26 protein-coding genes and 1 tRNA gene are annotated in these 23724 nt (G+C 73.0%); 24 read left to right on the top strand and 3 right to left on the bottom strand.

Going from position 1 to position 23724, the window contains the following annotated elements; translation table 11 throughout:
* Window positions 1–58 precede the first annotated feature (58 nt).
* The 5 genes from VK501_RS17220 to VK501_RS17200 are packed head-to-tail and all read left to right on the top strand — an operon-like array spanning window position 59 to window position 5450.
* Window positions 59–646 (top strand): DUF4126 family protein, encoded by a 588-nt coding sequence (locus VK501_RS17220; RefSeq protein ID WP_324339480.1) that lies wholly within the window; start codon window positions 59–61, stop codon window positions 644–646.
* Window positions 643–2094, top strand: a complete 1452-nt coding sequence (locus tag VK501_RS17215; RefSeq protein ID WP_324339478.1) for an alkaline phosphatase family protein — start codon at window positions 643–645, stop codon at window positions 2092–2094. The genes VK501_RS17220 and VK501_RS17215 overlap by 4 nt, the downstream gene beginning before the upstream one ends.
* A 37-nt stretch (window positions 2095–2131) precedes the next feature.
* Entirely contained in the window at window positions 2132–2569 is a 438-nt protein-coding gene (locus VK501_RS17210; protein WP_324339476.1) for a GtrA family protein, read from the top strand.
* 23 nt (window positions 2570–2592) lie between these two features.
* Window positions 2593–4287: a hypothetical protein gene (locus VK501_RS17205; protein WP_324339474.1), complete on the top strand. Its 1695-nt coding sequence runs from the start codon at window positions 2593–2595 to the stop codon at window positions 4285–4287.
* Window positions 4284–5450 (top strand): glycosyltransferase family 87 protein, encoded by a 1167-nt coding sequence (locus VK501_RS17200; RefSeq protein WP_324339472.1) that lies wholly within the window; start codon window positions 4284–4286, stop codon window positions 5448–5450. The genes VK501_RS17205 and VK501_RS17200 overlap by 4 nt, the downstream gene beginning before the upstream one ends.
* On the opposite strand, the gene VK501_RS17195 is transcribed toward VK501_RS17200, so the two are convergent.
* Window positions 5356–6174, bottom strand: coding sequence for a TIGR00282 family metallophosphoesterase (locus VK501_RS17195; RefSeq protein ID WP_324339470.1), 819 nt, complete (start codon window positions 6172–6174; stop codon window positions 5356–5358). The genes VK501_RS17200 and VK501_RS17195 overlap by 95 nt on opposite strands.
* Before the next feature lie 26 nt (window positions 6175–6200).
* Between VK501_RS17195 and VK501_RS17190 the strand changes: the two genes are divergently transcribed.
* From VK501_RS17190 to VK501_RS17120, 15 genes are all read left to right on the top strand, one after another.
* Window positions 6201–7517 (top strand): AI-2E family transporter, encoded by a 1317-nt coding sequence (locus VK501_RS17190; RefSeq protein ID WP_324339468.1) that lies wholly within the window; start codon window positions 6201–6203, stop codon window positions 7515–7517.
* Window positions 7514–8236 (top strand): ABC transporter ATP-binding protein, encoded by a 723-nt coding sequence (locus tag VK501_RS17185; RefSeq protein ID WP_324339466.1) that lies wholly within the window; start codon window positions 7514–7516, stop codon window positions 8234–8236. The genes VK501_RS17190 and VK501_RS17185 overlap by 4 nt, the downstream gene beginning before the upstream one ends.
* 3 nt (window positions 8237–8239) lie before the next feature.
* Window positions 8240–9592 carry an ABC transporter permease gene (locus VK501_RS17180; RefSeq protein WP_324339464.1) on the top strand — a complete coding sequence of 451 codons (1353 nt, stop codon included), beginning with the start codon at window positions 8240–8242 and terminating at the stop codon, window positions 9590–9592.
* Window positions 9593–9617: 25 nt separating this feature from the next.
* Entirely contained in the window at window positions 9618–10202 is a 585-nt protein-coding gene (locus VK501_RS17175; RefSeq protein WP_324339462.1) for a GNAT family protein, read from the top strand.
* 24 nt (window positions 10203–10226) lie between these two features.
* Window positions 10227–10811, top strand: a complete 585-nt coding sequence (locus VK501_RS17170; protein ID WP_324339460.1) for a sigma-70 family RNA polymerase sigma factor — start codon at window positions 10227–10229, stop codon at window positions 10809–10811.
* Window positions 10808–11989: a hypothetical protein gene (locus tag VK501_RS17165; protein ID WP_324339458.1), complete on the top strand. Its 1182-nt coding sequence runs from the start codon at window positions 10808–10810 to the stop codon at window positions 11987–11989. Before VK501_RS17170 ends, VK501_RS17165 begins: the two co-directional genes overlap by 4 nt.
* Before the next feature lie 93 nt (window positions 11990–12082).
* Complete coding sequence (hemB, locus tag VK501_RS17160; RefSeq protein WP_324339456.1) at window positions 12083–13063, top strand: porphobilinogen synthase; 981 nt, start codon at window positions 12083–12085, stop codon at window positions 13061–13063.
* Entirely contained in the window at window positions 13051–14130 is a 1080-nt protein-coding gene (locus tag VK501_RS17155) for an AsnC family transcriptional regulator (RefSeq protein WP_324339454.1), read from the top strand. The genes hemB and VK501_RS17155 overlap by 13 nt, the downstream gene beginning before the upstream one ends.
* Window positions 14131–14175: 45 nt before the next feature.
* Window positions 14176–15465 (top strand): glutamate-1-semialdehyde 2,1-aminomutase, encoded by a 1290-nt coding sequence (gene hemL / locus VK501_RS17150; protein ID WP_324339452.1) that lies wholly within the window; start codon window positions 14176–14178, stop codon window positions 15463–15465.
* A gap of 70 nt (window positions 15466–15535) precedes the next feature.
* Complete coding sequence (locus tag VK501_RS17145; RefSeq protein ID WP_324339450.1) at window positions 15536–16057, top strand: hypothetical protein; 522 nt, start codon at window positions 15536–15538, stop codon at window positions 16055–16057.
* A 112-nt stretch (window positions 16058–16169) separates the two neighbouring features.
* Window positions 16170–16856 (top strand): ubiquinol-cytochrome c reductase iron-sulfur subunit, encoded by a 687-nt coding sequence (locus VK501_RS17140; protein WP_324339448.1) that lies wholly within the window; start codon window positions 16170–16172, stop codon window positions 16854–16856.
* A gap of 5 nt (window positions 16857–16861) precedes the next feature.
* Complete coding sequence (locus VK501_RS17135) at window positions 16862–17665, top strand: cytochrome b (protein ID WP_324339446.1); 804 nt, start codon at window positions 16862–16864, stop codon at window positions 17663–17665.
* Window positions 17662–18423, top strand: a complete 762-nt coding sequence (locus tag VK501_RS17130) for a c-type cytochrome (RefSeq protein ID WP_324339444.1) — start codon at window positions 17662–17664, stop codon at window positions 18421–18423. The genes VK501_RS17135 and VK501_RS17130 overlap by 4 nt, the downstream gene beginning before the upstream one ends.
* Window positions 18423–19241 (top strand): bifunctional demethylmenaquinone methyltransferase/2-methoxy-6-polyprenyl-1,4-benzoquinol methylase UbiE, encoded by an 819-nt coding sequence (gene ubiE / locus VK501_RS17125; RefSeq protein WP_324339442.1) that lies wholly within the window; start codon window positions 18423–18425, stop codon window positions 19239–19241. The genes VK501_RS17130 and ubiE overlap by 1 nt, the downstream gene beginning before the upstream one ends.
* On the top strand, window positions 19238–20224 hold the full coding sequence (locus VK501_RS17120; protein ID WP_324339440.1) for a polyprenyl synthetase family protein: 987 nt from the start codon (window positions 19238–19240) through the stop codon (window positions 20222–20224). The genes ubiE and VK501_RS17120 overlap by 4 nt, the downstream gene beginning before the upstream one ends.
* Before the next feature lie 88 nt (window positions 20225–20312).
* On the opposite strand, the gene VK501_RS17115 is transcribed toward VK501_RS17120, so the two are convergent.
* Window positions 20313–20753, bottom strand: coding sequence for a hypothetical protein (locus VK501_RS17115; protein ID WP_324339438.1), 441 nt, complete (start codon window positions 20751–20753; stop codon window positions 20313–20315).
* Window positions 20754–20919: 166 nt separating this feature from the next.
* On the opposite strand from VK501_RS17115, the gene VK501_RS28805 reads away from it, so the two are divergent.
* The 4 genes from VK501_RS28805 to VK501_RS17095 all read left to right on the top strand — a co-directional run bounded on the left by VK501_RS28805 (window position 20920) and on the right by VK501_RS17095 (window position 23126).
* The gene (locus VK501_RS28805) at window positions 20920–21231 is read left to right on the top strand and encodes a twin-arginine translocase TatA/TatE family subunit (protein WP_349261029.1); all 312 of its coding nucleotides are present in this window, start codon (window positions 20920–20922) and stop codon (window positions 21229–21231) included.
* Window positions 21232–21234: 3 nt separating this feature from the next.
* Window positions 21235–22290, top strand: a complete 1056-nt coding sequence (tatC, locus tag VK501_RS17105; RefSeq protein WP_324339436.1) for a twin-arginine translocase subunit TatC — start codon at window positions 21235–21237, stop codon at window positions 22288–22290.
* A 4-nt stretch (window positions 22291–22294) separates the two neighbouring features.
* On the top strand, window positions 22295–23008 hold the full coding sequence (locus VK501_RS17100) for a hypothetical protein (protein WP_324339434.1): 714 nt from the start codon (window positions 22295–22297) through the stop codon (window positions 23006–23008).
* 45 nt (window positions 23009–23053) lie between these two features.
* A tRNA-Lys gene (locus VK501_RS17095) sits at window positions 23054–23126 on the top strand.
* Between the two features lie 340 nt (window positions 23127–23466).
* Here VK501_RS17095 and VK501_RS17090 read toward each other — a convergent pair.
* On the bottom strand, window positions 23467–23622 hold the full coding sequence (locus VK501_RS17090) for a hypothetical protein (RefSeq protein ID WP_324339432.1): 156 nt from the start codon (window positions 23620–23622) through the stop codon (window positions 23467–23469).
* Window positions 23623–23724 lie beyond the last annotated feature (102 nt).

Here is a 23724-nt window from a genome sequence, read left to right as displayed (position 1 = left end):
CCTTCGCCGCCGGGACCTTCGGACCTGCGGTCTGTCATGGTCCCGGAGCACGGTACCGATGAAGCTCGTCCTCGACATCCTCCAGGGCCTCGGCCTCGCCTCGGCGACCGGCCTGCGCCCGTTCCTTCCCGCCCTGCTCGCCGGCGCGCTCGCCAGCGCCGACCTCGGCCTCGACTTCGACGGGACGGAGTTCGCGTTCCTGGAGTCGCCGTGGTGGCTGCTGGCCCTCGTGGTCGGCCTGGTCGTCACGGTGCTCACGCGCAGGGCGCTGGAGACCGGGCCCGGCGAGGCCGCGCTGAGCGGCCTGGGCATCGGCCTCGGCGCGCTGCTGTGCGCCGCGTCGATTGACGACCGCCACCACACGTGGTGGTACGGCCTGATCCTCGGCTCGGTCATCGCGTACCTCGCGAGCTCGGTCTCGCGCCAGCTCTTCGCCCGCGTCCGCGCCCGCTTCGCCAGCGCCAACGACGTGCAGGCCGCCGCCGCGCTGCCGTTCTACGGGGAGGCCGCCGGCCTCGTCGTCGCGGGCGCGAGCATCCTCTTCCCGCCGCTGAGCCTCGTGGCCGTCGGCTTCCTGATCGCCCTGCTGGTCACGGGCCGGCGCCGGTCCGATCAGAAGTACGCGGGCCTGCGCATCCTCCGTTGAAGCTCCTGCTGGCCGTCATCGACGGCTGCAAGCCCTCCATGCTCGAGCGGGCGGTGGAGCGGGGAGAGGCGCCCGTGATCGCGGCCGTGGTGCAGCGCGGCACGTTCGTCGACGAGCTGTGCGCGGCGTTCCCGTCGGTCACGCCCGTGTGCGCGACCTCGATCGCCACCGGCGCGCTGCAGGACCGCCACGGCATCGCGGCGATGAACTGGTGGTCGCGGGCCGAGCGGCGGTATGTCGAATACGGGTCGTCGTTCCGGGCGGCGCGCAAGCTCGGCATCGCCCGGCAGCTGACCGACACGGTGTACAACCTCAACGGGTCGCACCTGAGCCGCGACGTCGAGACCGTGTACGAGTCGCTCGACGACCTCGGCGTGCGCACCGCGGGCACCACCTACCTCGTCTACCGCGGCCGCCACGAGCACCCGATCTCACGCGAGACGGCGTTGACGCGCCTGGCCGGGACGCTGTTCCGCAAGCCGGTGATGGGCCCGCGCGAGCTGTTCTACGCCGACATCTTCGCCAGCCGCCAGACCGGCTGCCGCAGCCAGCTCGGGATGCCGGGCATCCGCGACCGGCACGCGGGCTGCGTGTCGGCCTGGCTCGCGGCGCGCGACCTGTACGACTTCCTGCTGCTGTCGCTGCCCGACAACGACACGCACTCCCACAAGAACGGCCCGCACGCCCAGCCGGCGTCGATCGCCGCGGCCGACCGGGAGCTGCAGCGGGTCGCCGACGCGGTCGGCGGCATCGACGCCCTGCTCGACACGCACGCCGTGATCGTCTGCGCCGACCACTCCCACGCCGCGGTGGAGCGACGGATCGAGCTGCGCGAGGCGTTCTCGGACTGGGCGGTCGCCGGTCCGGGCGGCAGCGCGGTCGACGAGGCGGAGCTCGCGCTGTGCCCCAACCAGCGCGCCGCGATGATCTACGCGCTGGTGCCCGAGGCCCGCGCCACGGTGGTCCCGCGGATCGTGGAGACCGCCACCGCGCTGGCCGGCATCGACGTGATCGCCTGGCGCGAGGGCGACCGGGCCGCCGTACGCGCGCCCGGCCGTGGCGAGCTGTTCTTCGCTCCCGGGTCCGCGCTGCGCGACGCGCGCGGCAACGCGTGGACGGTCGAGGGTGACCTGAGCGCCCTGGCCGCGCACACGAGCACCGGGCGCTTCGAGGCCCCCGACTACCCCGATGCGCTGCGTCGCGTGTGGGCGGCGCTGACCTGCGCGACGGCCGGCGACGTGCTGCTGTCGGCCGGTCCGGGCTACGAGTTTCCCGACTGGGGCGGGGCCGATCACGTCGGCGGCGGCAGCCACGGCTCGCTGCACCGCTCCGACTCGCTCGGCGCCCTGGCGTTCAGCGGCGTCGCGGCGCCGGCCGGGACCGGGCCCGGCGCGTGGTCGATCACCGACGTCGCGCCGATGGTCCGCGCCCATTTCGGTGCGAGCTGAGGCCCGGTGAAGGATGGAGGGGTACTCTGACCGCGACGTGCCCGAACTCCTCGAGCAGCGCCGCCGCGACCGCGTGCGTCGCGGAATGCGCAAGAGCCACAACTGGTGGCAGCTGGCGCGCTTCACCGCCGTCGGCGCGAGCGGCTACGTGGTCAACCTCGCGGTCTTCACGCTGTGCGTCCACGCCTTCGGCCTCGACTACCGGCTCGCGGCCGTCGCGGCGTTCCTCGTCGCGGTGACCAACAACTTCTGGTGGAACCGGCACTGGACCTTCGACGCCCGTGACGGCCACGCCGGCCAGCAGGCGGTGCGGTTCGTGGGCGTGAGCCTCGCCGCGTTCGTGGTCAACCTGGGGCTGCTGTCGCTCCTGGTGAGCGAGGCCGGGCTCGCCAAGGTGCTGGCGCAGGCGATCGCGGTCGCGGCCGCCACGCCCTGCAACTTCCTCGGGAACAAGCTCTGGACGTTCGGCGACTGACGCGCGTCGCGCCGCCGCGCGTCGTGCTGCTGGTCGTCGCCGTGGCGCTCCTGGGCCTCGTCTCGGCGTCCGCTGCCGTCGCGCAGTCGGCCACGCGGGCGACGATCGCCGAGTCCGGCGGCAGCCCGGCGCTGCTGCCCCGGGCGACGACGCCTGTCTCCGACGACAACGCGCTGACCCGGCCCCCGAGCCTGGACGTCCGGCCGGCGGGTCATCGCCTCACCGGCCGCCAAGCGCAGACCATCGCCGCGCGCAACGCCAAGGTCCAGAAGGCGCTGCGCAAGTACCCGGCCGCCAAGCCCGAGGTCTTCCTCAAGGGCCGCACCCGCTGGCAGGTCAGCTGGTTCACGCCCGGCACCGGCACCGCGCGCAAGGAGATCGCGCAGGTCTACGTGGACGACGCGACGGGCGGCATCACCGAGGCGTGGACCGGTCCGCAGGTCGCGTGGACGATGGCGCGCGGCTACCCGGGCGCCTTCGGCCGAAAGGTCAACTCGCCCTGGGTCTGGATCCCGCTGACGATCCTGTTCGTCGCGCCGTTCGTGACGCCGCGGCGCCCGTTTCGCTGGCTGCACCTCGACCTCCTGGTGCTCGCCGGCTTCGGGGTGTCGGTCGCGTACTTCAACGACGCCAACCTGGACGCGTCGGTTCCGATCGTCTTCGTCGGGCTGCTGTACCTGCTGGCGCGCATGCTGGCGATCGGCCTGCGTCGCCGGGCGCCCGACGTCGCCGGGCCGCGCCGGACGCTCCCGCTGCTGGTGCCCACCACGTGGCTGGCGGTCGCCGTCGTGTTCCTCGTCGGCTTCCGGATCGGGCTGAACGTCACGTCGTCCAACGTGATCGACGTGGGGTACTCGGGCGTGATCGGCGCCGACCGGCTGGCCGACGGAAGGCCCGTGTACGGCAACTACCCCAAGGACAACGAGCACGGCGACACCTACGGCCCGTTCGCCTACGAGGCGTACGTGCCGTTCGAGCAGGCCCTGCCGTGGAGCGGGCGCTGGGACGACCTGCCGGCGGCGCACGCCGCGGCGATCTTCTTCGACCTGATGACCATGCTGCTGCTCTTCCTCACGGGTCGCCGGATCCGCGGGCCCGGCCTGGGCATCGTGCTCGCCTACGCGTGGGCGACGTGGCCGTTCAGCCTGTACGCGTTGAACACCAACACCAATGACGGGCTGGTCGCGGCGCTCGCCGCGCTGACCTTGTACCTGGCCCACAAGCCCGCGGCCCGCGGAGCGGTCGCGGCGCTGGCGGCCTTCTCCAAGCTCGGCGCGCTCGGGCTCGCCCCGCTGATGGCGACCCACGGCGCGCGGCGTGGCACCTGGCTGCGCACGGTCGTGCCGTTCGCGCTGGCCTTCGTCGCGGTCGCCGCGCTGGTGTGGGCCCCGATCGTCCTGCGCGGCGAGTCGTTGCACACCGTCTACGACCGCACGCTCGGCTTCCAGGCCGGGCGGATCGCGCCGTTCTCGATCTGGGGCCTGCACGACCTGCGCGCCCCCGAGCAGGTGTGGCAGGTCGGCGCCGCGCTCTTCGCGCTGGCCGCGGGGCTGATCCCGCGACGGCGCGACGTCATCGGCCTGGCGGCGATGGCCGCGGCGGTCGTCATCGCCTTGCAGCTCGGGCTGAGCTACTGGTTCTATCTGTACCTCGTGTGGTTCTTCCCGTTCGTCGCCGTCGCGCTGTTCGGACGCTTCCGGATCCCCGACCCGGCGTGAAGGCCTGGCTCGGGCCGGCGGCGAGCGTGCTCGCGCTCGTCGTCGTGTGGCTGATCAGCACCAACCACGGGCCGTTCTCCGGCGACGCGGTCAACGACCTGTACGTCTACTCGGTCGACCACCGGCTCCTGGCCGACGGGCAGGTCCCGTTCCGCGACTTCCCCTTCGAGTACCCCCCGCTGGCGCTGCTGCCGATCGGCCTGATCGGCGGCAGCGCGGTCGGGATGTCGCTGGCCATGCTCGGCTGCGCGATCGTCGCGCAGCTGGCCGCCTGGTCGCTGGGTGGCGCGCGCGCTGGCTGGGCGATGGTCCTGCTGCCGCCCGTCGCCGGCGCGCTCGTGCGCACCCACATCGACCTGCTGCCCGCGGCGCTGACGCTCGTGGGCCTGGCGCTGCTCGTGCGCGACCGTCCCGCCTGGGGCCTGGCGATGCTCGGCCTCGGGACCATGGCCAAGCTCTACCCGGCGGCGATCGCGCTGGTGGCGATCGCCTGGCTGCTGGGCCGCGGGGACCGGCGGGCGGCGCGGCGCGGCGGGATCGCGTTCGCCGCCGTGGTCCTGGCACTCGGCGTGCCGTTCGCGGTGCTCGGCGGCTTTCCCTCCACGATGGTGCGCTTCCACGTCGACCGCCCCGTGCAGATCGAGTCCAGCGCGGCGACCGTGCTCGAGGTCCTCGGTGGCTCCTATGTCACCGGCGATCCGGTGCGGCCTGACCGCTTCAAGTCCAACGGCCTGGACGGCGGCGCGGCGGACGTCGTGCTCGTGCTGACGACGCTCGCGTCGCTGGCGGCCCTCGCCGCGCTCACGGGCCTGGCCGCCCGCCGTCCCCGCGTCGACGCGCTCGTCCTCGCCTCGTTCGGCGTCACGCTGGCGCTGGTCGCCCTGAGCAAGGTGCTGTCGCCGCAGTACGTGTGCTGGCTGCTCCCGCTGGCCGCCGTGGCCTGGGCCCGCGGAGGGCGCCTCCCGGCGGCTCTCACCGCGGCGGCGGCCCTGCTGACTCAGCTCTGGTTCCCGTCGCACTACTTCGACGTGGTCTACCAGCACGGCTGGGCGGTGACCGCGGTCGCGGTCAGGAACGTCCTGCTGCTGATGGCGCTGGTTGCCACGGCTCGAGCACTTGCTCGATCGCCTCGGCACGCAGCGGCTGCTCCGAGCCCCGGATGACGACCCCGTTGAGCCACGGGTCGTCCTCGCTGGTCTCGAAGCGCACGTTCATGTGCGTGCGCAGCGACGAGATCGACTGCTCCTTCTTGACGCCGAGCACGCCGCCGCGCGGGCCCGTCATGCCGACGTCGGTGATGTAGGCCGTCCCGCCGGGCAGGACGCGCAGGTCGGCGGTCGGCACGTGCGTGTGGGTCCCGACGACGGCGGTGACGCGCCCGTCGAGATACCAGCCCATCGCGACCTTCTCGCTCGTGAGCTCCGCGTGCATGTCGACCAGCACGTGGTCGACCTTGCCCTCGAGCTCGGCGAGGACCGCGTCGATCTCCAGGAACGCGACGCGGCCGGCGCGCAGGTGGATGTTGCCGCTGAGGTTCACGACGCCGAGGCGCACGCCGTGCTTCTCGACCACCACGAAGCCGCGGCCCGGCTGCGTCGACAGGTAGTTGGCCGGCCGGACGATCGGCTTGCCGCTGTCGAGGTAGGGGCCGATCTCCTGGCGGCGGTAGGTGTGGTTGCCGAGCGTGATCACGTCGACGCCCGCGGCGAACAGCTCGTCGGCGAGCTTGGGCGTGATGCCGAGCCCCCCGGCGATGTTCTCGCCGTTGACGACGACGAAGTCCGGGGCATGACGTTCACGCAACGCGGGCAGCAGGCCGAGCAGCGTGCGCCGCCCGAGCCCGCCGACGACGTCGCCGACGAAGAGGATGGTCGGAGCGGTTGGCACGTCGCATACTCTGACGGCCGGGAGCGATGAGCAGCGAAGACCCCACAGACGACGCCCACTGGGAGGGCCACGACCGGCTAGACCAGGAGCCGCCGCCGGAGCCCGGTGCGCAGCGCCCGGCGGTCGAGAAGGTCGTCGTGCCCCGCTGGATCCAGCTCGTCACGCTCCCGCTGCTGGTCGTCGCGCTGTATCTCGTCGCCAAGGCCGCCGGCGTCGTGCTGCTGGCGTTCACGGTCGCGGCGGTCGTCGCGCTGATCCTCAACCCGATCGTCTCGGTCCTGCAGCGACGGCGCGTGCCGCGCGGCCTGGCGATCCTCACGGTCTACCTCGGGCTGCTCGTCGTCCTGGTGGGCGCGGGCGTCCTGCTGGCCAACCCGGTGGCCGATCAGGCGCAGAAGTTCGGCAACGACGTCCCGGGCATCGTCGACGACGCCAACTCGCGGCTGGCCGACCTGCAGGCCTACTTCGACCGCAAGGGCATCAACGTCGAGGTCAAGCGCCAGGGCGAGACCGCGCTGCAGACGCTGCAGGAGAAGGTCGTCGGCGGCACGAGCGACATCGTCAACTTCGGCGGCGAGATCCTCAAGACGGTCGTGACGGCCGGCCTCGGGCTGTTGCTGGTGATCGTGCTGTCGGTGTACATGCTGATCTACGGCGAGCGGATCGGCGCCGTGGTGCGCTCGGTCATGCCGCCGGGCGACGGCTCGCCGGAGGACGACTTCCCGACGCGCATCCAGCGCGCGGTCGGCGGCTACCTGCGCGGGCAGCTGCTCTTCAGCCTGGCGATGGGCACCGGCGCGGGCCTCGGGATGTACGTCTTCGGGGCGACCGGCGTGTTCCCCGACGGCAAGACCTATGCCTTCGCGTTCGGCGCCTGGTTCGGGCTCATGGAGCTCGTGCCGTTCGTCGGGCCGTTCCTCGGCGCGCTGCCGCCGCTGCTGGTCGCGCTGTTCCAGGATCCGCTCACCGCGGTGTGGCTCGGGATCTTCTTCACCGCGCTGCAGCAGCTCGAGGGCCACGTCGTCGCGCCCTACATCTTCGGCCACACGCTGCGCATCAACCCGCTGCTGGTGATCTTCGCGCTGCTGCTCGGCGGTGAGGCCTACGGGTTCCTCGGCGCGCTGCTGTCGCTGCCCATGGCGGCGATGCTGCGCGAGACGGTCGTCTACCTGCGCCGCCACCTCGTGCTCGAGCCCTGGGGCACCACGAGCGTGCTCGGGCTCGCGGGTCCGCCACCGGGACGGCGATGTCGCGACTGCGGGGCGCCAGCTCCGGAGGGCGACGCCTACTGCCGCGCGTGCGGCGCGAGCCTGCAGCACACCGAAGTAGCCTCCCGGCGGTGAACGCCGCGGCGACGCAGGACGGCCCCGCGCTCGAGGTGCGGGCCGTGACCCGGCGCTTCGGCGACCGCGAGGCCCTGCGCGGCGTGAGCTTCGCCGCCGCCCGCGGCGAGACGCTGGCGATCATCGGACCCAACGGCGCGGGCAAGACGACGCTGCTGTCGATCCTCGGCGGCGTGCTGGCCCCGACGAGCGGCGACGTCAGCCGCGACCCGCGCGACGTCGGCTGGGTGCCGCAGCAGCCCGCGGTCTACGGCAAGCTCACGGTCGCCGAGAACCTGCGCCTCTTCGCCCGGCTGGAGAAGGTCGCCGATCCCGACGCCGTGGTCGCGCGGATGCTCGACCAGACCGGGCTGCGCGATCGCGCCGGCGACGAGCTCGGCACGCTGTCGGGCGGCAACCGCCAGCGGGTCAACATCGCCGCCGGGCTGCTGGCCGACCCCGACGTGGTGCTGCTCGACGAGCCGTCGTCGTCGCTGGACCCGCGCCAGCGGGAGCGGCTGTGGGAGTTCGTCGGCGCGCTGGCCCGCGGCGGGACCGCCGTCGTGTTCACCACCCACAACGTCGCCGAGGCCGAGCGCTTCGCCGACCGCGTCCTCGTGCTCGCCGACGGCGAGCTGCTCTTCGAGGGCACGCCGGCGGCGCTCCACGAGGCGGTCGGCACGCAGCAGTACGACTTCGAGGCGGCCTTCGTGGCCTTCCTACGCGCGCGGGGCCATTAGGCGATGCGCTTCCTGCTGGCCAAGGACCTGCGCATCCTGCGCCGCTCGCCGTTGTTGGTGGCGTTGCTGGTGATCTACCCCATCATCATCGCGCTGCTGGTCGGGCTCGCCCTGTCCAAGGGCCCCGACAAGCCCCGCGTCGCGATCCTCAACCAGCTGCCGCCCTCGACCGGCGGCGTGTCGATCGGCGGGACGACGGTCGACCCCAAGGACTACGCCGACCGGCTGTTCGAGTCGATCGAGCCGGTCACCGTCCACAGCCGCGCGGAGGCCGAGCGCAAGGTGCGCGACGGCGACGTGCTGGCCGCGATCGTCGTGCCGCCCGACCTCGTCACGCGCCTGCAGCGCGCGATCACGCTGTCGGGCGGGCAGAAGCCGACGGTCGAGGTGCTCTACAACGCCGAGGACCCGGTCAAGCAGCAGTTCGTGCAGTCGACGATCGACTCGCGCGTCGCCGACCTCAACCGGGCCGTCTCGACGAAGCTCACGCAGGTCGCGGCGAGCTACCTGGACATCCTGCTCTCGGGCGGCAGGTTCTCCATCCTGGGGCGCGACTTCGACGTCCTGGGGCTGAAGCGCTCCAAGGCGCTGGTGGACTCCGTGCTGACGCGCACGCCGGAGGCCTCGCCCGACCGCGAGGCGCTGCAGCGGGTCTCTGCGTTCGCCCAGCTGGCCATCGACAACCTCGGCCTCTCCGACGTCGTGCTGGGCTCGCTGGCCACGCCGGTCAAGGTCGACCAGACGATCGTCGCTGGCCGTCGCACGCCGCTGGACGCCTTCGCGGTGACCGTCGCGGTGACCATGTCACTCATGTTGGTCTGCGTGCTGCTGGCCGCCGGGATGCTGGCGCTCGAGCGCGAGGAGCACGCGTTCGCGCGGCTCGTCCGCGGGCTGGTCTCGCGCTGGGCGCTGCTGACCGAGAAGGTCGTGCTGGCCGCGGGGTGCGCGGCCGCGGCGGCGCTGCTCATGACCGCGGGCGTGTCGGTGTTCGTCTCGCTGGACTGGGCCCGGTTCCCGCTCTGGGTCGTTGCCCTCGGCGCGGGCGGCCTGGCCTTCGGCGCGCTGGGCGTCGCCATCGGGGCGCTGGCCCGTGAAGTGCGCGCCGCCTCGCTGCTGGCGATCCTGCTCGCCCTGCCGGTCGCGTTCCTCGCGCTCGTGCCCAGCGGCGCGGTCGCCCAGGGCCTCTACGACGCGATCCGCGTGATCTCGGCGCTCTTCCCGTTCCGCCCGGCGCTCGACGCGACCGACGCGGCGCTCAACGACGCCGGCGGCCTGGGGGCCGCGCTCGCGCACCTGGCGGCGCTCGTGGTCGGCTGGTCGGTCGTCGCCCGGGTCGCGCTGCAGCGGTTCGCGTAGCCGGCGGAATGCTACGTTCGCCATCGTGATCGGGCACGTGCCACCTCGGATCCGGCTGGAGGCCGAACGGACGGCGATCCGCCCGCTGGGGCTGCGCGACGCAGACGAGTTCACCGCCGCCGTCGTGGACAACCGCGAGCACACCGCGCCGTGGGAGCCGATCCACGCGGAGGCGCATTACACGCGCGCCGGGCAGACCGAGACGCTGCGCCGCGACATCGAGGCGTGGGAGCTCGGGACCGGCTACGCGTTCTCGGTCCTGGACCGCGAGCACGGCGACGCGATCATCGGGCGCATCGCGCTGGGCAACGTCGTGCACGGCGCGTGGCGCAACGCGACGCTCGGCTACTGGACCGCCGCCGCCAGCGGCGGGCGCGGCCACGCCACGGCGGCCGCGGTGCTGATCTGCGAGTTCGCCTTCCGCCACGCCGGCCTGCACCGCGTGCAGCCCGCGGTCATCCCGCGCAACGTCCGGTCGATCCGGGTGGTCCAGAAGGCCGGCTTCCGCCACGAGGGCCGCGCGCTGCGCTACCTCAACATCGCCGGGACGTGGGAGGACCACGAGATCTACGCCATGACCCTGGAGGACTGGGAAGCGCGGGACCGCTGAGGCCCCCGCGCCCGTAGTACGGGCATGGACGCGCAGCCGCAGGCGCTCCGCTGGGCCGGCGCACCGCGGGTGCGGCGCGAGCCGGCGCTCACCGCGCGAGCCGAGCGGGCGGCCGTGCGCGGCGCGCTACGCGGGGACGCCGCGGCGCTCGACGTCCTGTTTCGCGCGCACTGGCCCGCGGCCTACCGCGCGGCCTGGCTGATCGTCCGCGACCCGCACGCGGCCGAGGACCTGGCCCAGGAGGGCTTCGTCGCGGCGATCCGCGCGCTGGACCGCTTCGACCGGTCACGCCCGTTCGGGCCCTGGCTGCGCACGATCGTGGCCCGCCGCGCGATCGACGCAGCCCGGGCGCGGGCGCTGCGCCGCGAGGTCGCGCCGGTGGCGCTGGACGGGGTGGCGCGCGCCGCCGAGGCGGTCCCGGCGCTGGCCGACGACCTCCTCGCCGCGGTCGCCGCGCTGCCCGACGAGCAGCGGATCGTCGTGGTGCTGCGCCACCTCCTGGAGCTGACGCCGACCGAGATCGCCGCGGCCGTCGGCGTTCCGCGCGGAACCGTCAACTCGCGGCTGCGCCGGGGCCTCGACGCGCTGGCGCGGGAGGTGGAGCGATGAGTGCGCGCCCGCCGCTGCGCGATCTGCGCGTGCCCGGCGAGGAGGACGCGCGCCGTCGCGCGTGGGCGGTGGCGCAGGCGGCGCTCGCCGAGCGGCCGGCCGCCGCGCCGCGCCGCGGGCCGGTGCCCCCGCTCGGAGCCGTCGCGACCCTCTGCGCCCTGGTCGCCGTCGCGGCCGGCCTGACGTCGCCCGGGCGGGCCACGGCGGAGTGGGTCCGTGCGCGGATCGCCTCGGTCGCCGATCCCGCGCCACACCACGCCCGCCGGGCGCCCACGTCGACGACTGCGCTGCCCGGCGGCGGGCGGATCCTCGTGGTCAACGACCACGGGCCGACCGTCCTCGGCCTGCCCACCGGCACGCGGGTGCTGCTCGGCGCGGTCGACGAGGCGGCCTGGTCGCCGCACGGGCTGTACGTCGCCGCGGTCCGCGGCGTCGAGCTCATCGCGGTCGACCTGCGCGGCCGGCGCCGCTGGCACGTCGCGCAACCGCACGCGATCCGTGCGCCCGCGTGGTCGCCGAGCGGCTTCCGCGTCGCCTACCTGACCGGCGCCCCGGGCAGCCGGACGCTGCGGGTGGTCGCCGGCGACGGGACCGGCGATCGCCCCGTGGCCGCCGCGGGCCCCGTACGGCCCACGTGGGCGCCCGGCACGACCACCAACGTCCTGGCCTACCTCGACGGCGCCGGCCGCATCACGGTGCGCGACGTCGACTCCGGCGCCGTCCTCTGGCGCGCGCGCCCGCGCGCCACGCCCCGCACGCTGTCGTGGTCGCACGACGGCCACCGGCTGATCGCCGTCGGCGCGCGCGACGTGACGGCCTACACCGGTCGCTTCGGACAGGTGGCCGGGAGCCGGCGCGCCCCCCACGGGACCGAGAACGTCTCCGGCGCCTTCGCGCCCTACGGCCGGCGCTACGTCGTCGTCCGGCGCGTGCGCGCCACCGGCGACCACCGCCTCCTGCTCGTCGCCCACGGGCGCGAGCGCCTGCTGCAGGTCGGCAGCGGCCCGATCCGCTCCGTGGCCTGGGGTCCTGACGGCCATTGGCTGGTGCTCGACCAGCCCGGGCGGCCGGCCTGGTCGCTCATGCAGCTGACGGCGCGCGGGCCGGACATCCCGCGCACGCTGGCGCCCGGGCGCGGCGCGCGCCTGTCGGGCTGGTGCTGCTCGACGGCGTCCTGAGCGGTTCGGCACCGAAGCCTGGCCGTCGGCGTCGCGGTGCGCGGTGTCCGAGGGACCGCCGTCGCGGCGAGGCCCGGCTACGCTTCGGGGGCGATGTCCGCCGCCTTCCCCGCCACCCGCCTGCGCCGCCTGCGCCGTACCGGGGCGCTGCGCGACCTCGTGCGCGAGACCACGCTGGCGCCGTCGGACCTCGTCCTGCCGCTGTTCGTCGAGGAGGGCCTCGACGGCCGCTCGCCGATCGGCTCGATGCCCGGCGTCGACCGCCACGGCATCGCCTCCGCCGTCGCGGAGGCCGGCGCCGCCCACGCGCTCGGCGTCCCCGCGGTCATCCTGTTCGGGATCCCCGCCGAGAAGGACGCCGACGGCTCGAGCGCCTGGGACGCCGAGGGCGCCGTCCAGCTCGCCATCCGCGCCATCAAGGTCGCGCACCCCGAGCTCCTCGTCATCACCGACGTCTGCCTGTGCGAGTACACCGACCACGGGCACTGCGGGCGGCTGCGCGAGGACGGCACCGTCGACAACGACGCGTCGCTGGAGTTGCTGGCGCGCACCGCGGTCTCGCACGCCCGCGCGGGTGCCGACGCCGTCGCCCCGAGCGACATGATGGACGGGCGCGTCGGCGCGCTGCGCGCCGCGCTGGACGCCGAGGACTTCGCCCAGATGCCGATCATCGCCTACAGCGCCAAGTACGCCTCGGCCTTCTACGGACCGTTCCGCGAGGCCGCGGGCAGCACGCCGAGCTTCGGCGACCGGCGCAGCTACCAGATGGATCCGGGCAACGCCGAGGAGGCGCTGCGCGAGGTCGCCCTCGACGTCGAGGAGGGCGCCGACATGGTCATGGTCAAGCCGGCGGTCCCGTACCTCGACGTGCTCTGGCGCGTCAAGCAGGCCACCCGCATGCCGGTTGCCGCGTACCACGTGGGTGGGGAGTACGTCATGATCAAGGCGGCTGCGGCCGCCGGCCACCTCGACGAGCGCACCGCCGTGCTCGAGACGCTGACCGCGATCCGCCGCGCCGGCGCCGACATCGTCATCACCTATTACGCGAAGGACGCCGCCCAGTGGCTGCAGTGACCCCCAAGATCCGCTCGCGCAAGGACGGCGCCGCCGTCCCGCTGGACGACTTCGACAAGCGCCTGCTGAACCAGATGCAGGGGTCGTTCCCGATCGTGCCGCGGCCGTACGCCGAGGTCGCGACCGCGCTGGGCGTCGCCGAGGACGTCGTGCTCAGGCGCGTCGCCGAGCTGATCGAGCAGCGGATCATCCGCCAGGTCACGCCGATCTTCGACACGCGCGCGCTCGGCTACAAGTCAATGCTCGTGGCCGCCAAGGTCGACGCCGAGCACCCGTGGCGCCCCGCGAAGATCATCAACGAGCACCCGGGCGTCTCGCACAACTACCTGCGCAACCACGAGTTCAACATGTGGTTCACGGTGGCCGTCGAGCCCGACTCCGAACTCGGCCTGGACGGCACGCTGGACGTCCTGCAGGCGCTGACCGGCGCCGAGTCCGTGCGCCAGCTGCCGACGCTGAAGCTCTTCAAGATCCGCATGGACCTCGACATGTCGGGCGACACGGCCGCGCTGGCCAAGGCCGCCGAGGCGGTCGCGCCCGCCGAGACCGAGCCGCAGCCCTACGACGAGACCGACCGCGCGGTCATCCGCGCCACGCAGGGCGACCTGCCGGTCGTCAGCGAGCCGTACGCCGATGCGGCGCGCGAGCTCGGCATGCCGGTCGCCCAGCTCGTCGAGCACCTCGAGGGCATGGTCGAGCGCCGGCTGCTGCGGCGCGTCGCCGCGATCCTGTTTCACCGCCGCGCCGGGTTCAGCGCCAACGGCATGGGCGTCTGGAAGGTCCCCGAGGACCGCATCCTGGAGGCGGGCGGCCGGATGGCGGCCTTCCGCGGCATCAGCCACTGCTACGAGCGCCCGACCTACGGCGACTGGCCGTACCAGCTGTTCACCATGGCCCACGGGCGCTCCAAGGAGGAGTGCGACGCCATCCTGGACGCCGTCCAGGAGGAGGTCGGCTGCATCGAGGATCGCGCGACGCTGTACTCGTCGACCGAGTTCAAGAAGGTGCGGCTCCTGTACTTCACCGATTCGTTCAAGCGGTGGGAGCGGGAGCACGCTGGTGTGTGACCCCAGCGCGCCCGGACTCCGAGCCTCTCGGCGAGGTCGTCCACGGTGAGCGTCTCGATCACCGACGCGAAGTCGGCCGAGTTGTATGCGCGCGCGCTGCAGCGCCTGCCCGGCGGCGTCAACTCGCCCGCGCGGGCGATGCAGGCCATCGGCCGCGACCCGATCTTCGTCGAGCGGGCCGACGGCGCCGAGCTCATGGACGTCGACGGCAACCGCTACGTCGACTACGTCTGCTCGTGGGGCCCGCTGATCCACGGCCACGCGCACCCCGAGATCGTCGAGGCGGTCGTCGCGGCCGCGCATCGTGGCACGACCTACGGCGCGCCGACCGCCGGCGAGGTCGAGCTCGCCGAGGAGGTCTCGCGGCGCATGCCGTCGGTCGAGATGCTCCGCATGACGTCGTCGGGGACCGAGGCGACGATGAGCGCCATCCGCCTCGCGCGGGCCGCCACCGGCCGCACCAAGCTGCTGAAGTTCGCCGGCGCCTACCACGGCCACGTCGACGGCCTGCTCGCCCAGGCCGGCAGCGGCCTGGCGACCGCGGGGATCCCCGCGAGCCCCGGCGTCCCGGAGTCCGCGACGCAGGAGACCGTGATCGTGGGCTGGAACGACGGCGAGGCCGTCGCCAAGGCGTTCGCGGAGCACGCGTTCGCCGCGGTGCTGGCCGAGCCGTACCCGGCCAACATGGGCCTCGTGCCGCCGGTCGAGGGCTTCCTCGACCTGCTGCGCCACCAGGCCGACGAGAACGGCGCCCTGCTGATCTTCGACGAGGTCATCTCCGGCTTCCGCGTCGCCGCGGGCGGCGCCCAGGAGCGCGAGGGCGTCATGCCCGACCTCACGGTGATGGGCAAGGTCATCGGCGGCGGCCTGCCCGCCGCGGCCTACGGCGGCGCCCGCTCGCTGATGGAGCGCATCGCACCCGCCGGCGACGTCTACCAGGCCGGCACGCTGAGCGGCAACCCGCTCGCGGTCGCCGCCGGCCTGACGACGCTGCGCCTGCTCGACGACGCCGCCTACCGGCGCCTGAGCGCCACCACCGAGGCGCTCGCCGGCGGCCTGCGCGACGCGGGCGCGAGCGCCGGCGTGCCCGTCTCGGTCACCTCGGTCCCCGGCCTGCTGACCGTCTTCTTCGCCGAGACCGCGCCGCGCGACTACGCGACGGCGCAGGCCTGCGACCACGCCGCCTACGCCGCATGGTGCCGCGCGCTGCTGGCCCGCGGCGTCTACCCGCCCGCCTCGCAGTACGAGGCGTGGTTCCCGTCGCTGGCGCACACCTCCGAGCACCTCGACCGCACGCTGGACGCCGTCAACGCGGCGTTCGCCGAGGTCGTCTGACGTGGACGAACGGCGGAGCGGTCTCGCGCTGTCACAGGAGCGGAGCCGTAAGGACGGGAGCTCAGCGGTCTTGTCGCGGCTGGCCTCACTCGTCCGCGAGGACGGCGGGCTGTTGGCCGGCGCGGTCGATCCCGAGCCCACGGGCGCGACGCCGTACGGCGACGCCGTCGCGCACGGTCCGCGCGCCGACGGCCACGCCGCGGACCTGTCGCTGGTCGTCGAGGCCGTGCGCGAGGGCTACCTCCTGCACTACGGCGTCCCGCGGCTCATGAGCCGCGCCGACGACGACCTCGCGCTGCTGGCCGGCGACCGGCTCTACGCGCTGGGCCTGGAGCGCCTGGCCGCCGCCGGCGACCTCCCCGCGGTGCGCGCCCTCGCCGATCTGATCGCCCTGTCGGCCCAGGCCCAGGCGACCGGCGACGAGGCCCTCGCCGACGCGGTCTGGGCGGCGGGTTGCGCTGAGGTCGGCTGGGGCTCCGATGCCGATCTGGAAGCGGCCAAAGAGGCCGCACGTGCAGGCGAAACGTCCGCCGCCGCGCGCCTCGCAGCCGCGGCGCGCCAGATCGCCGGAGACCTGGCGCCAGCACGCTGACCGGACAGCGGGCCCAGGCGGCGGGGCCCGTACGATGTTCGAGCGATAGATTTCCGGGCCGGACGTCGATCACGAAGGATCGCGCGTCCCCCGGACAGGAATCACCACCACCGTGCCCAAGAAGCAAGCCAAGAGCAAGTACACCGCCGATCGGGGAATCCCCGGCGCCTTCGAGGGCGAGACCGTCACGCGCCGCCGCTTCATGGTCGGCACGGCCCATGCCACGGGCGCGATCGCCACATCGGCCATCCTGCTGCCGGCCCTGGGCTTCGCGCTCGGGCCGCTCTTCGAGGAGCACAAGCAGCGCTGGCAGCCCGTCGGCGCGCCCGACGAGTTCGCCGACGACACGTACGTCCCGAAGGTCATCACGATCTCCGACGGCATCGGCGAGGCGGGCAAGACGACGGTCTACATCCGTCGCCGCAACCCCCAGCTGGACACCGACAAGCTGCCCAAGGGCTTCGAGAGCGAGCAGTTCGTCGCGATCTCGACCCGCTGCATGCACCTCGGCTGCCCCGTCCGCTACACCGAGGCCGCGCAGCGCTTCATCTGCCCGTGCCACGGCGGCGTCTACGACTTCCAGGGCAAGGTCGACGGCGGCCCGCCGGTCCGCCCGCTCGACCGGTTCTACAACCGCGTCAAGAACGGCCAGGTCGAGATCGGCCCACGCTTCTCGGTCAACCGGGAGCTCGACCGCTTCTCCCCGCGCAACCCGGGTGAGCCGCTCGACGGCATCGGCGGGATCCTGTACCCGTCGCGGCCCACGGCTCGCAAGCTCGACTCGCTCCCGCAGGACTGATCGCCATGCCCAAGCTCAAGCTTCCCACTCCCCCGCTGCCGCCCTCGATGCGGCCGGCGCCCAAGCGTCCGGGCGCGCCGCGGCAGAAGCCGCTCGACGCGGCCGCCGAAGCCGGGATGCACACCGTCGACTGGATCGACGAGCGCACCTCGCTGTCGGGCGGCCTGCGGTGGCTGATGTTCCGCAAGGTGCCGAAGGGCACCAACTGGTTCTACACGCTGGGCTCGGCCACGATGTTCGCCTTCGTCTCGCAGGCGATCACCGGCGTCTTCCTCGCGATGTACTACCGGCCCGACGCGGCCGGCGGAGCGTACGAGTCGATCCGCCACATCAACGACGACGTCTTCCTCGGCGAGTTCGTGCACGGCATGCACAAGTGGGGCTCGTCGGTGATGGTCATCCTGATCTTCCTGCACATGGCGAGGACGTTCTTCTTCGGCGCGTACAAGTACCCGCGCGAGCTGAACTGGGTCATCGGCGTCGCGCTGCTGATCCTCACGTTCGTCATGTCGCTCACCGGCTACCTGCTGCCGTTCGACCAGCGGTCCTTCTGGGCCACGATCGTCGCCAACAACATCACCGCCAGCGGCCCGTTCGTCGGCCCGTACCTCGGGGACTTCCTCAACGGCGGCGCGGAGTTCAACGCGACGACGCTGTCGCGCTTCTACGCGATCCACATGATGTTGGTGCCCGGGATCATCGGCGTCCTGATCGGCGCTCACCTCTACCTCGTGACCAAGCTCGGCACCACGGCGCCCCCGTGGATCAAGGCCAAGCCCGCCGACGAGCTGACCGAGGAGCGCGCGTGAACCGCCGGGAGAAGGAGGAGTACCTCCGCGAGTACTCCGTCCTGAAGGCGCAGGGGAAGCCGTTCTTCCCCTACGCCGTCGCCAAGGACGGCGCCATGGCGTGCATCGTCCTGCTCGTCATCATCCTGATGTCGATCATCCTCGGCGCCGAGCTCGGCCCGAAGGCCGACCCGACGACGACGACGTACACGCCCCGCCCGGAGTGGTACTTCTTCTTCCTCTTCGAGCTGCTGCGCGTCATCAAGCCGCCGGAGTTCGTCGCCCTGGCGACGATCGGCATCCCGACGATCTGCATGATCATGCTGTTCCTGCTGCCGTTCTACGACCGCAGCGCGGAGCGGCGTCCGGAGCGCCGCCCGGTGGCGACCCTGACGGCGATCCTGATCATCGGCGCCATGGCCTATCTGACCTATATGGGTGCGGCGGCCGGCCCGCCGACGCAGATCGACACGCCGACGCCGCAGGCGGTCATCGCCGAGGGCCCGAAGGTCGTCCAGCAGTACGAGGCCGGAAGGCAGGTCGCCGCGCAGTCCGGCTGCCTGGCGTGCCACAAGATCGGCGAGAACGGCAACGACGGTCCGGGACCGGAGCTCACCGACGTCGCCGATCGCCTCCCGGCGGCCGGCATCGAGCGCACCCTCATCAACCCGACGGCGCCGATGCCGTCGTTCCAGAGCCTGCAGAAGAACGAGCCCGAGAAGTTCCAGAACCTCGTCGCCTTCCTCGGACGCCTGAAGTCCGACAGCGGCGGCGGCTGATGACGGGCGGCCAGCCGGCCGCGGCCGACCGCGGCACGCTGCCGGAACCGCAGGTCCGCGCGATGTTCGATCGCATCGCGCGGGTCTACGACCTGATGAACTCGGTCATGACGGCCGGGCTGCACCACCAGTGGCGCCGCCGCGCGGCCGACCTGGCGCACGTCGGCCCGGGCGACCGTGTCCTCGACGTCGCGACGGGCACCGGCGACCTGGCGATCGAGCTGGCACGCCGCGTCACGCCCGCCGGCGAGGTCATCGGCACGGACTTCTCGGAGGAGATGCTGGCGCATGCCCGCAAGAAGGCCGGGGTCTCCGATACGGCTGCCTCGCGGGCAAGCGCGGTCCATGCCCGCGGCAAGGCGCCGGGGATCACGTTCGAGTGGGGCAATGCCCTGGAGCTGCCCTACGGCGACGGCGAGTTCGCCGCGGCGACGGTCGGCTTCGGCGCTCGCAACTTCAGCGACCTCGACCAGGGCCTGTCGGAGATGGCGCGCGTCGTGCGCCCCGGCGGCCGCGTCGTGATCCTCGAGATCACCACGCCCCAGCGCCCGCCGCTGTCGACGTTCTTCTCCCTCTGGTTCGACCGGCTGGTGCCGCTGATCGGCAAGGTCGCCGGCGACAGCGACGCCTACGACTACCTGCCCAACAGCGTCAAGCGCTTCCCGGAGCCCGCCGGCCTGGCCGGCGCGCTGGAGCGCGCGGGGCTGCAGCAGATCCGGTGGGTGCTGACCGCAGGCGGGATCATCGCGCTGCACGTCGGGACCAAGCCCGGCGGCGCCCCGGCGCCGTCGACGAACGGCACGCACCCGCCGGCATGAGCGAGGCCGGCGGGCCCGTCACCGCGATCGTCCACGCCGGCGGGCCGCACGTGCTGGGGCTGCTGGAGCGCGTGGAGGTCCTGCTGCGCGAGGTCGGGGGCGGCCACGGGCCGGTGCTCGCCGAGCACGCGGGCTCGACGATCGCCGCGGGCGGCAAGCGGCTGCGTCCGCTGCTGGTGATCCTCGCCGCGGCCGGCGAGGTGCATCCCGCCGACGGCCTGGTGCGTGCGGCCGCGGCCGTCGAGCTCGTGCACTCGGCGACGCTCGTCCACGACGACGTCCTGGACGTCGCGCCGCTGCGTCGCGGCCGGCCGACCGTCTTCGCCAGCGCGGGGCGCGACGCCGCCAAGCAGACCGGCGACCTCCTCTTCGCCCGCGCCTTCGCGCTGCTGGCCGCCAACGAGGATCTCGAGCAGGTGCGCGCGCTGAGCAACGCGGGCTCGGCCCTGGCCGGCGGCGAGCTGCTGCAGCGCGCCGACGCCTTCGACGCGACGATCACGCGGGAGCGCTACCTGCGCCGCTGCGAGCTGAAGACCGCGCGGCTGTTCGAGGCGGCGTGCATGCTCGGCGCGCTCGCGGCCGGCGGGGGCGTCGCCGCCGCCGAGGCGCTGCGCGAGTTCGGCCGGCGCATCGGCCTGGCCTTCCAGATCCTCGACGACGTGCTCGACGTCGCCGGACCCGCCGAGCGCACCGGCAAGCACCGCGGGACCGACCTGCTGGACGGCACGGTCACGCTGCCGTTCATCCTCGCGCGCGAGCGCGACCCCGGCCTCGGCGCCCTCGATCCGCGGGAGATCGTGGAGCCCGACCAGGCCGAGGCGATCTGCGACCGCATCGTCGCCACCGGCGCGCTGGACGAGGCGCGCACGATGGCGCTGCAGCACGTCGCGGCCGCCAAGGCCGTCGTGCCCGGGGGACTGCCGGCGCGCGAGCGCGCCGCGCTGCTGCTCGTCGCCGACGGCGTCGTCGCCCGCTACGCATAGCCGCGCGCGGGCGCGCGCGACTTAAATACAGCGGGCCGGCTTCTCAGCCGGCCCGCTTGTGGTGGTGCAGTGGGAGAGCCCTGCGGTCCTAGAAGTCCTCGGGGACGATGTGACCCTCGGCCAGCGCCGTGGTGAAGCGCTCGATCTCGTCCTCCATGTTGGCGTGCGACAGGCGCTTGAGGTCGCGGACCAGGGCCTCGGTGCCGCGGTCCAGCTCCTCGTCGAAGCGCTCGACGAGCTCCTGCTCGAAGATGCCGCTGCCGGCCCACTCGCAGTTGGGGCAGCGCAGGGTGACCTCCCAGTGCGTGACGCCGGCCTCTTCCCACTCGGTCGGGTAGACGAGCGTGGAAGCGCAGGAGCCGCAGACGTGAAGGTCGCTGACCGACTCGTCGTGGCTGGGCGCGGGGGTCGCGGCGACGGGCGCCGTGCCGGCGACCTGCGGCTGATCCTCGAAGTAGACGACCTCGATGGTCTTGCCCGAAGGAAGGACGACGCGGCGGACGTAGTGGTGGGGATCGTGGAGGCTCATCGGCTCAGGGAGTTGAGGCTGCGTGACACTCCGGTGATCGGACACGCCGTCGGCGAACTTGAACCTCTGGTCGTCCATTCGTCCGCGTACGGATATCGGCGGAAGTTGAGCCGATCGGCGTCCCTGCGCGTTAACCTCTGCGCACCCCCTACGGAGGCTTGAACCCATGCCATTCGGCTGGCCCGAACTCATCATCGTCCTCGTGATCGTCCTGCTCGTCTTCGGGCCCAAGCGCCTGCCCATGCTGGGCAAGCAGCTCGGTGGCGGGATGCGGGAGTTCAAGGACTCGATCACCCGGAAAGGCGGCGACGCCGACGAGGACGCCGACGACGCCGGCGAGAGCGGCGCCGACGCGCCCGCGCCCGCTCCCGCCGAGCTGACCCGCGCCCAGCAGGCCGACGTGCTCGATCCGACCCCGGACGCGACAAAGGCGCCGACCGGGGCACGCGACGAGTCCGCCACGCGCTCCGGCAGTTAATCCTTGCCCGCCATCCGGCCCGTCGGGCACGAGGACCGGCTCAGCCTCGTCGAGCACCTCGACGAGCTGCGCACCCGGATCATCCTGTGCATCGTGGCCTTCGTCGTGGCGTTCTCGCTGACCTACTGGCAGAACGACCGCGTCCTCGACCTCCTCAACAAGCCTCTGGACCACGCGCATCGCGTGGACTGCAAGAACCCCTCGAAGGCCGACGACGCGCTCGAGCGCTCCGGCTGCTTCGACGAGGCCGTCGGCAACTACCTGAAGTCGGCCGGCCCGGCGCTGACCTCGGCCGCTCGCGCGCTGAGCGGGCTCGCCGGGGCCGACGGCGTCTCGGCCGCCGCGCGCGCGCAGACCGCGCGCTCGGTGGCGGCGCTGCAGGCCTCGACCGCCGCCGCCCAGAAGGCCGCGACGCTGACGCCGAAGGCGACCACCGGTCGCCAGCCCGTGACGCTCGGCGTGACCGAGCCGTTCCTGACGACCATCACGGTCAGCGCGTACGCCGCGCTGCTCCTGGCGCTGCCGTTCATCCTCTGGCAGATGTACGCGTTCGTGCTGCCCGCGTTCAGCCGCGACGAGCGGCGCGTCGCGCTGCCCCTGATGACGCTCGTGCCGGTGCTGTTCATCGCGGGCGTGCTCTTCGGCTACTTCCTCGCGCTGCCGCGCGCCGTCGCGTTCCTGCAGAACTACAACGACGGCGCGTTCGACATCCTCGTCCAGGCCAAGGACTACTACCGCTTCACCACGGTGCTGCTCGTGGCGATGGGCGTGCTGTTCCAGATCCCGGTCGGCGTGATCGCGATCGTGCGGCTGCGGATCCTCACGGTCAAGCAGCTCCGCGCCTACCGCGGGTACGCGCTGATCCTCTTCGCGGTCATCGCCGCGGTGGTCACGCCGACCCCCGATCCCTTCACGATGCTCATCGCGATGGCGCCCCTCGTGGTGCTCTACGAGGTCAGCCTCATCCTCGGGCGGCTGTTCCAGCCACCGGACGACGCGCCCTCCCGCTTCGCGTTCCTGCGAGGTGACGATGATGACGACGAAGACGATCTAGACTGAGCGCATGCTGTTCGACCTCCGCGGCCGAGGGCGTCGCCGCGCCGTCCAAGCCATCTACCTGTCCCTTGCCATCCTGATGGGTGGCGGCCTCGTGCTGTTCGGGATCGGCGGAGCGACGAGCGGCGGCCTGCTCGACGCCTTCAAGGCCGACGGCGGCCAGACCAACGTCAGCGACGTCTTCAAGAAGCGCGTCGACGCCGCGGAGCGGGCCGTCAAGCTCCGGCCGGCCGACCCGAAGGCATGGGGCGAGCTGACGCGCATCCGGTACTTGGACGCGAGCAGCGGCGACGGCGTCGACCAGAACCAGGGCGTCTTCACCGACAAGGGCAAGGCGCGCCTGCAGGAGGCCGAGGTCGCCTGGGACAAGTACGTGACGCTGTCGGACGGCAAGCCGTCGGACCAGATCGCGTCCCTGATGGTCCAGGCGTTCTCGTCGGCCGGGCTGAACCAGCCCGACAAGGCCGTCTCGGCGATGGAGGACGTGATCGCCAAGCGCCAGGCGACCGGGCCCCTCTATGTGCAGCTCGCCGCGCTCGCCTACCAGGCGGGCCAGACCCGCAAGGCGGACCTCGCCGCCAAGAAGGCCCTCGCGCTGACGCCCAAGGACGACCGCGAGCAGATCAAGGCGCAGCTCGACTCCGCACGCACCCAGGCCGCGGCGCAGCTCGACCAGGGCACCGGCACGACCACCACGCCGGCCGCTCCCACAGCCCCATAACCACAGGACAGCGAGCCCACCCCGCTCGCTATCCTCTCGAACCCCGCCCCTATAGCTCAACTGGCAGAGCAGCGGACTCTTAATCCGAAGGTTCTAGGTTCGATTCCTAGTGGGGGCATGTGTGAAGGCCCGGCGTTCCTGCCGGGCTTTTGTCGTTGTTGGGGCGGCGCGGGCGCGGGCGCGGTTGGTCGGGGCGGGTTGGCGACGCGGCCGCCGGGCTTGGCTCTCCGAGCGCCGCGCCGCGCACGGGTTGGGCGCCGACGCCTGGGCGGTGGCGCACGGGAGCCGGAACTCGCCCGGACGACCACATCACCCACCCGCCCTTCGCCGGGGCGGCGCGGTGGCGCGTAGAACGAACGGCACCTGGACCTCCAAATGCGAGGGCTAGGTGCCGTTCGTTTGCTCGTCGCCGGAGGGTGTGCGGCGGGGTGCGGCGTCGGCGCGGGCGTGCGAGCCGGTCAGCGGTCGGGGATTGCTGGCGCGCGCCCCTCGCCCCTGCGCGAGCCCGGGCGCCGGGCGCCGGTGCTCGCGTCGCTGACGCTGGAGGAGGTGACGGCGCCGATGATCGCGGCGTGACGCAGGTCGGTGTCGACCTCGGCTCGGACGCGTAACAAGCAGCTGACGATCCTCACCGGGATCTTCCGGCGGGCGCAGAAGCGCTTCGGGCTGCAGCGGCGCCCCGTGATCGAGATCGAGCGCATGCGCGAACCGCGACA

Origin of the sequence: Baekduia sp. (assembly GCF_035318805.1) — a bacterium.
Taxonomy (GTDB): Bacteria; Actinomycetota; Thermoleophilia; order Solirubrobacterales; family Solirubrobacteraceae; genus Baekduia.
The sequence above is the reverse complement of the archived record's forward strand: the minus strand, read 5'-3'. Positions and strand labels throughout refer to the sequence as shown.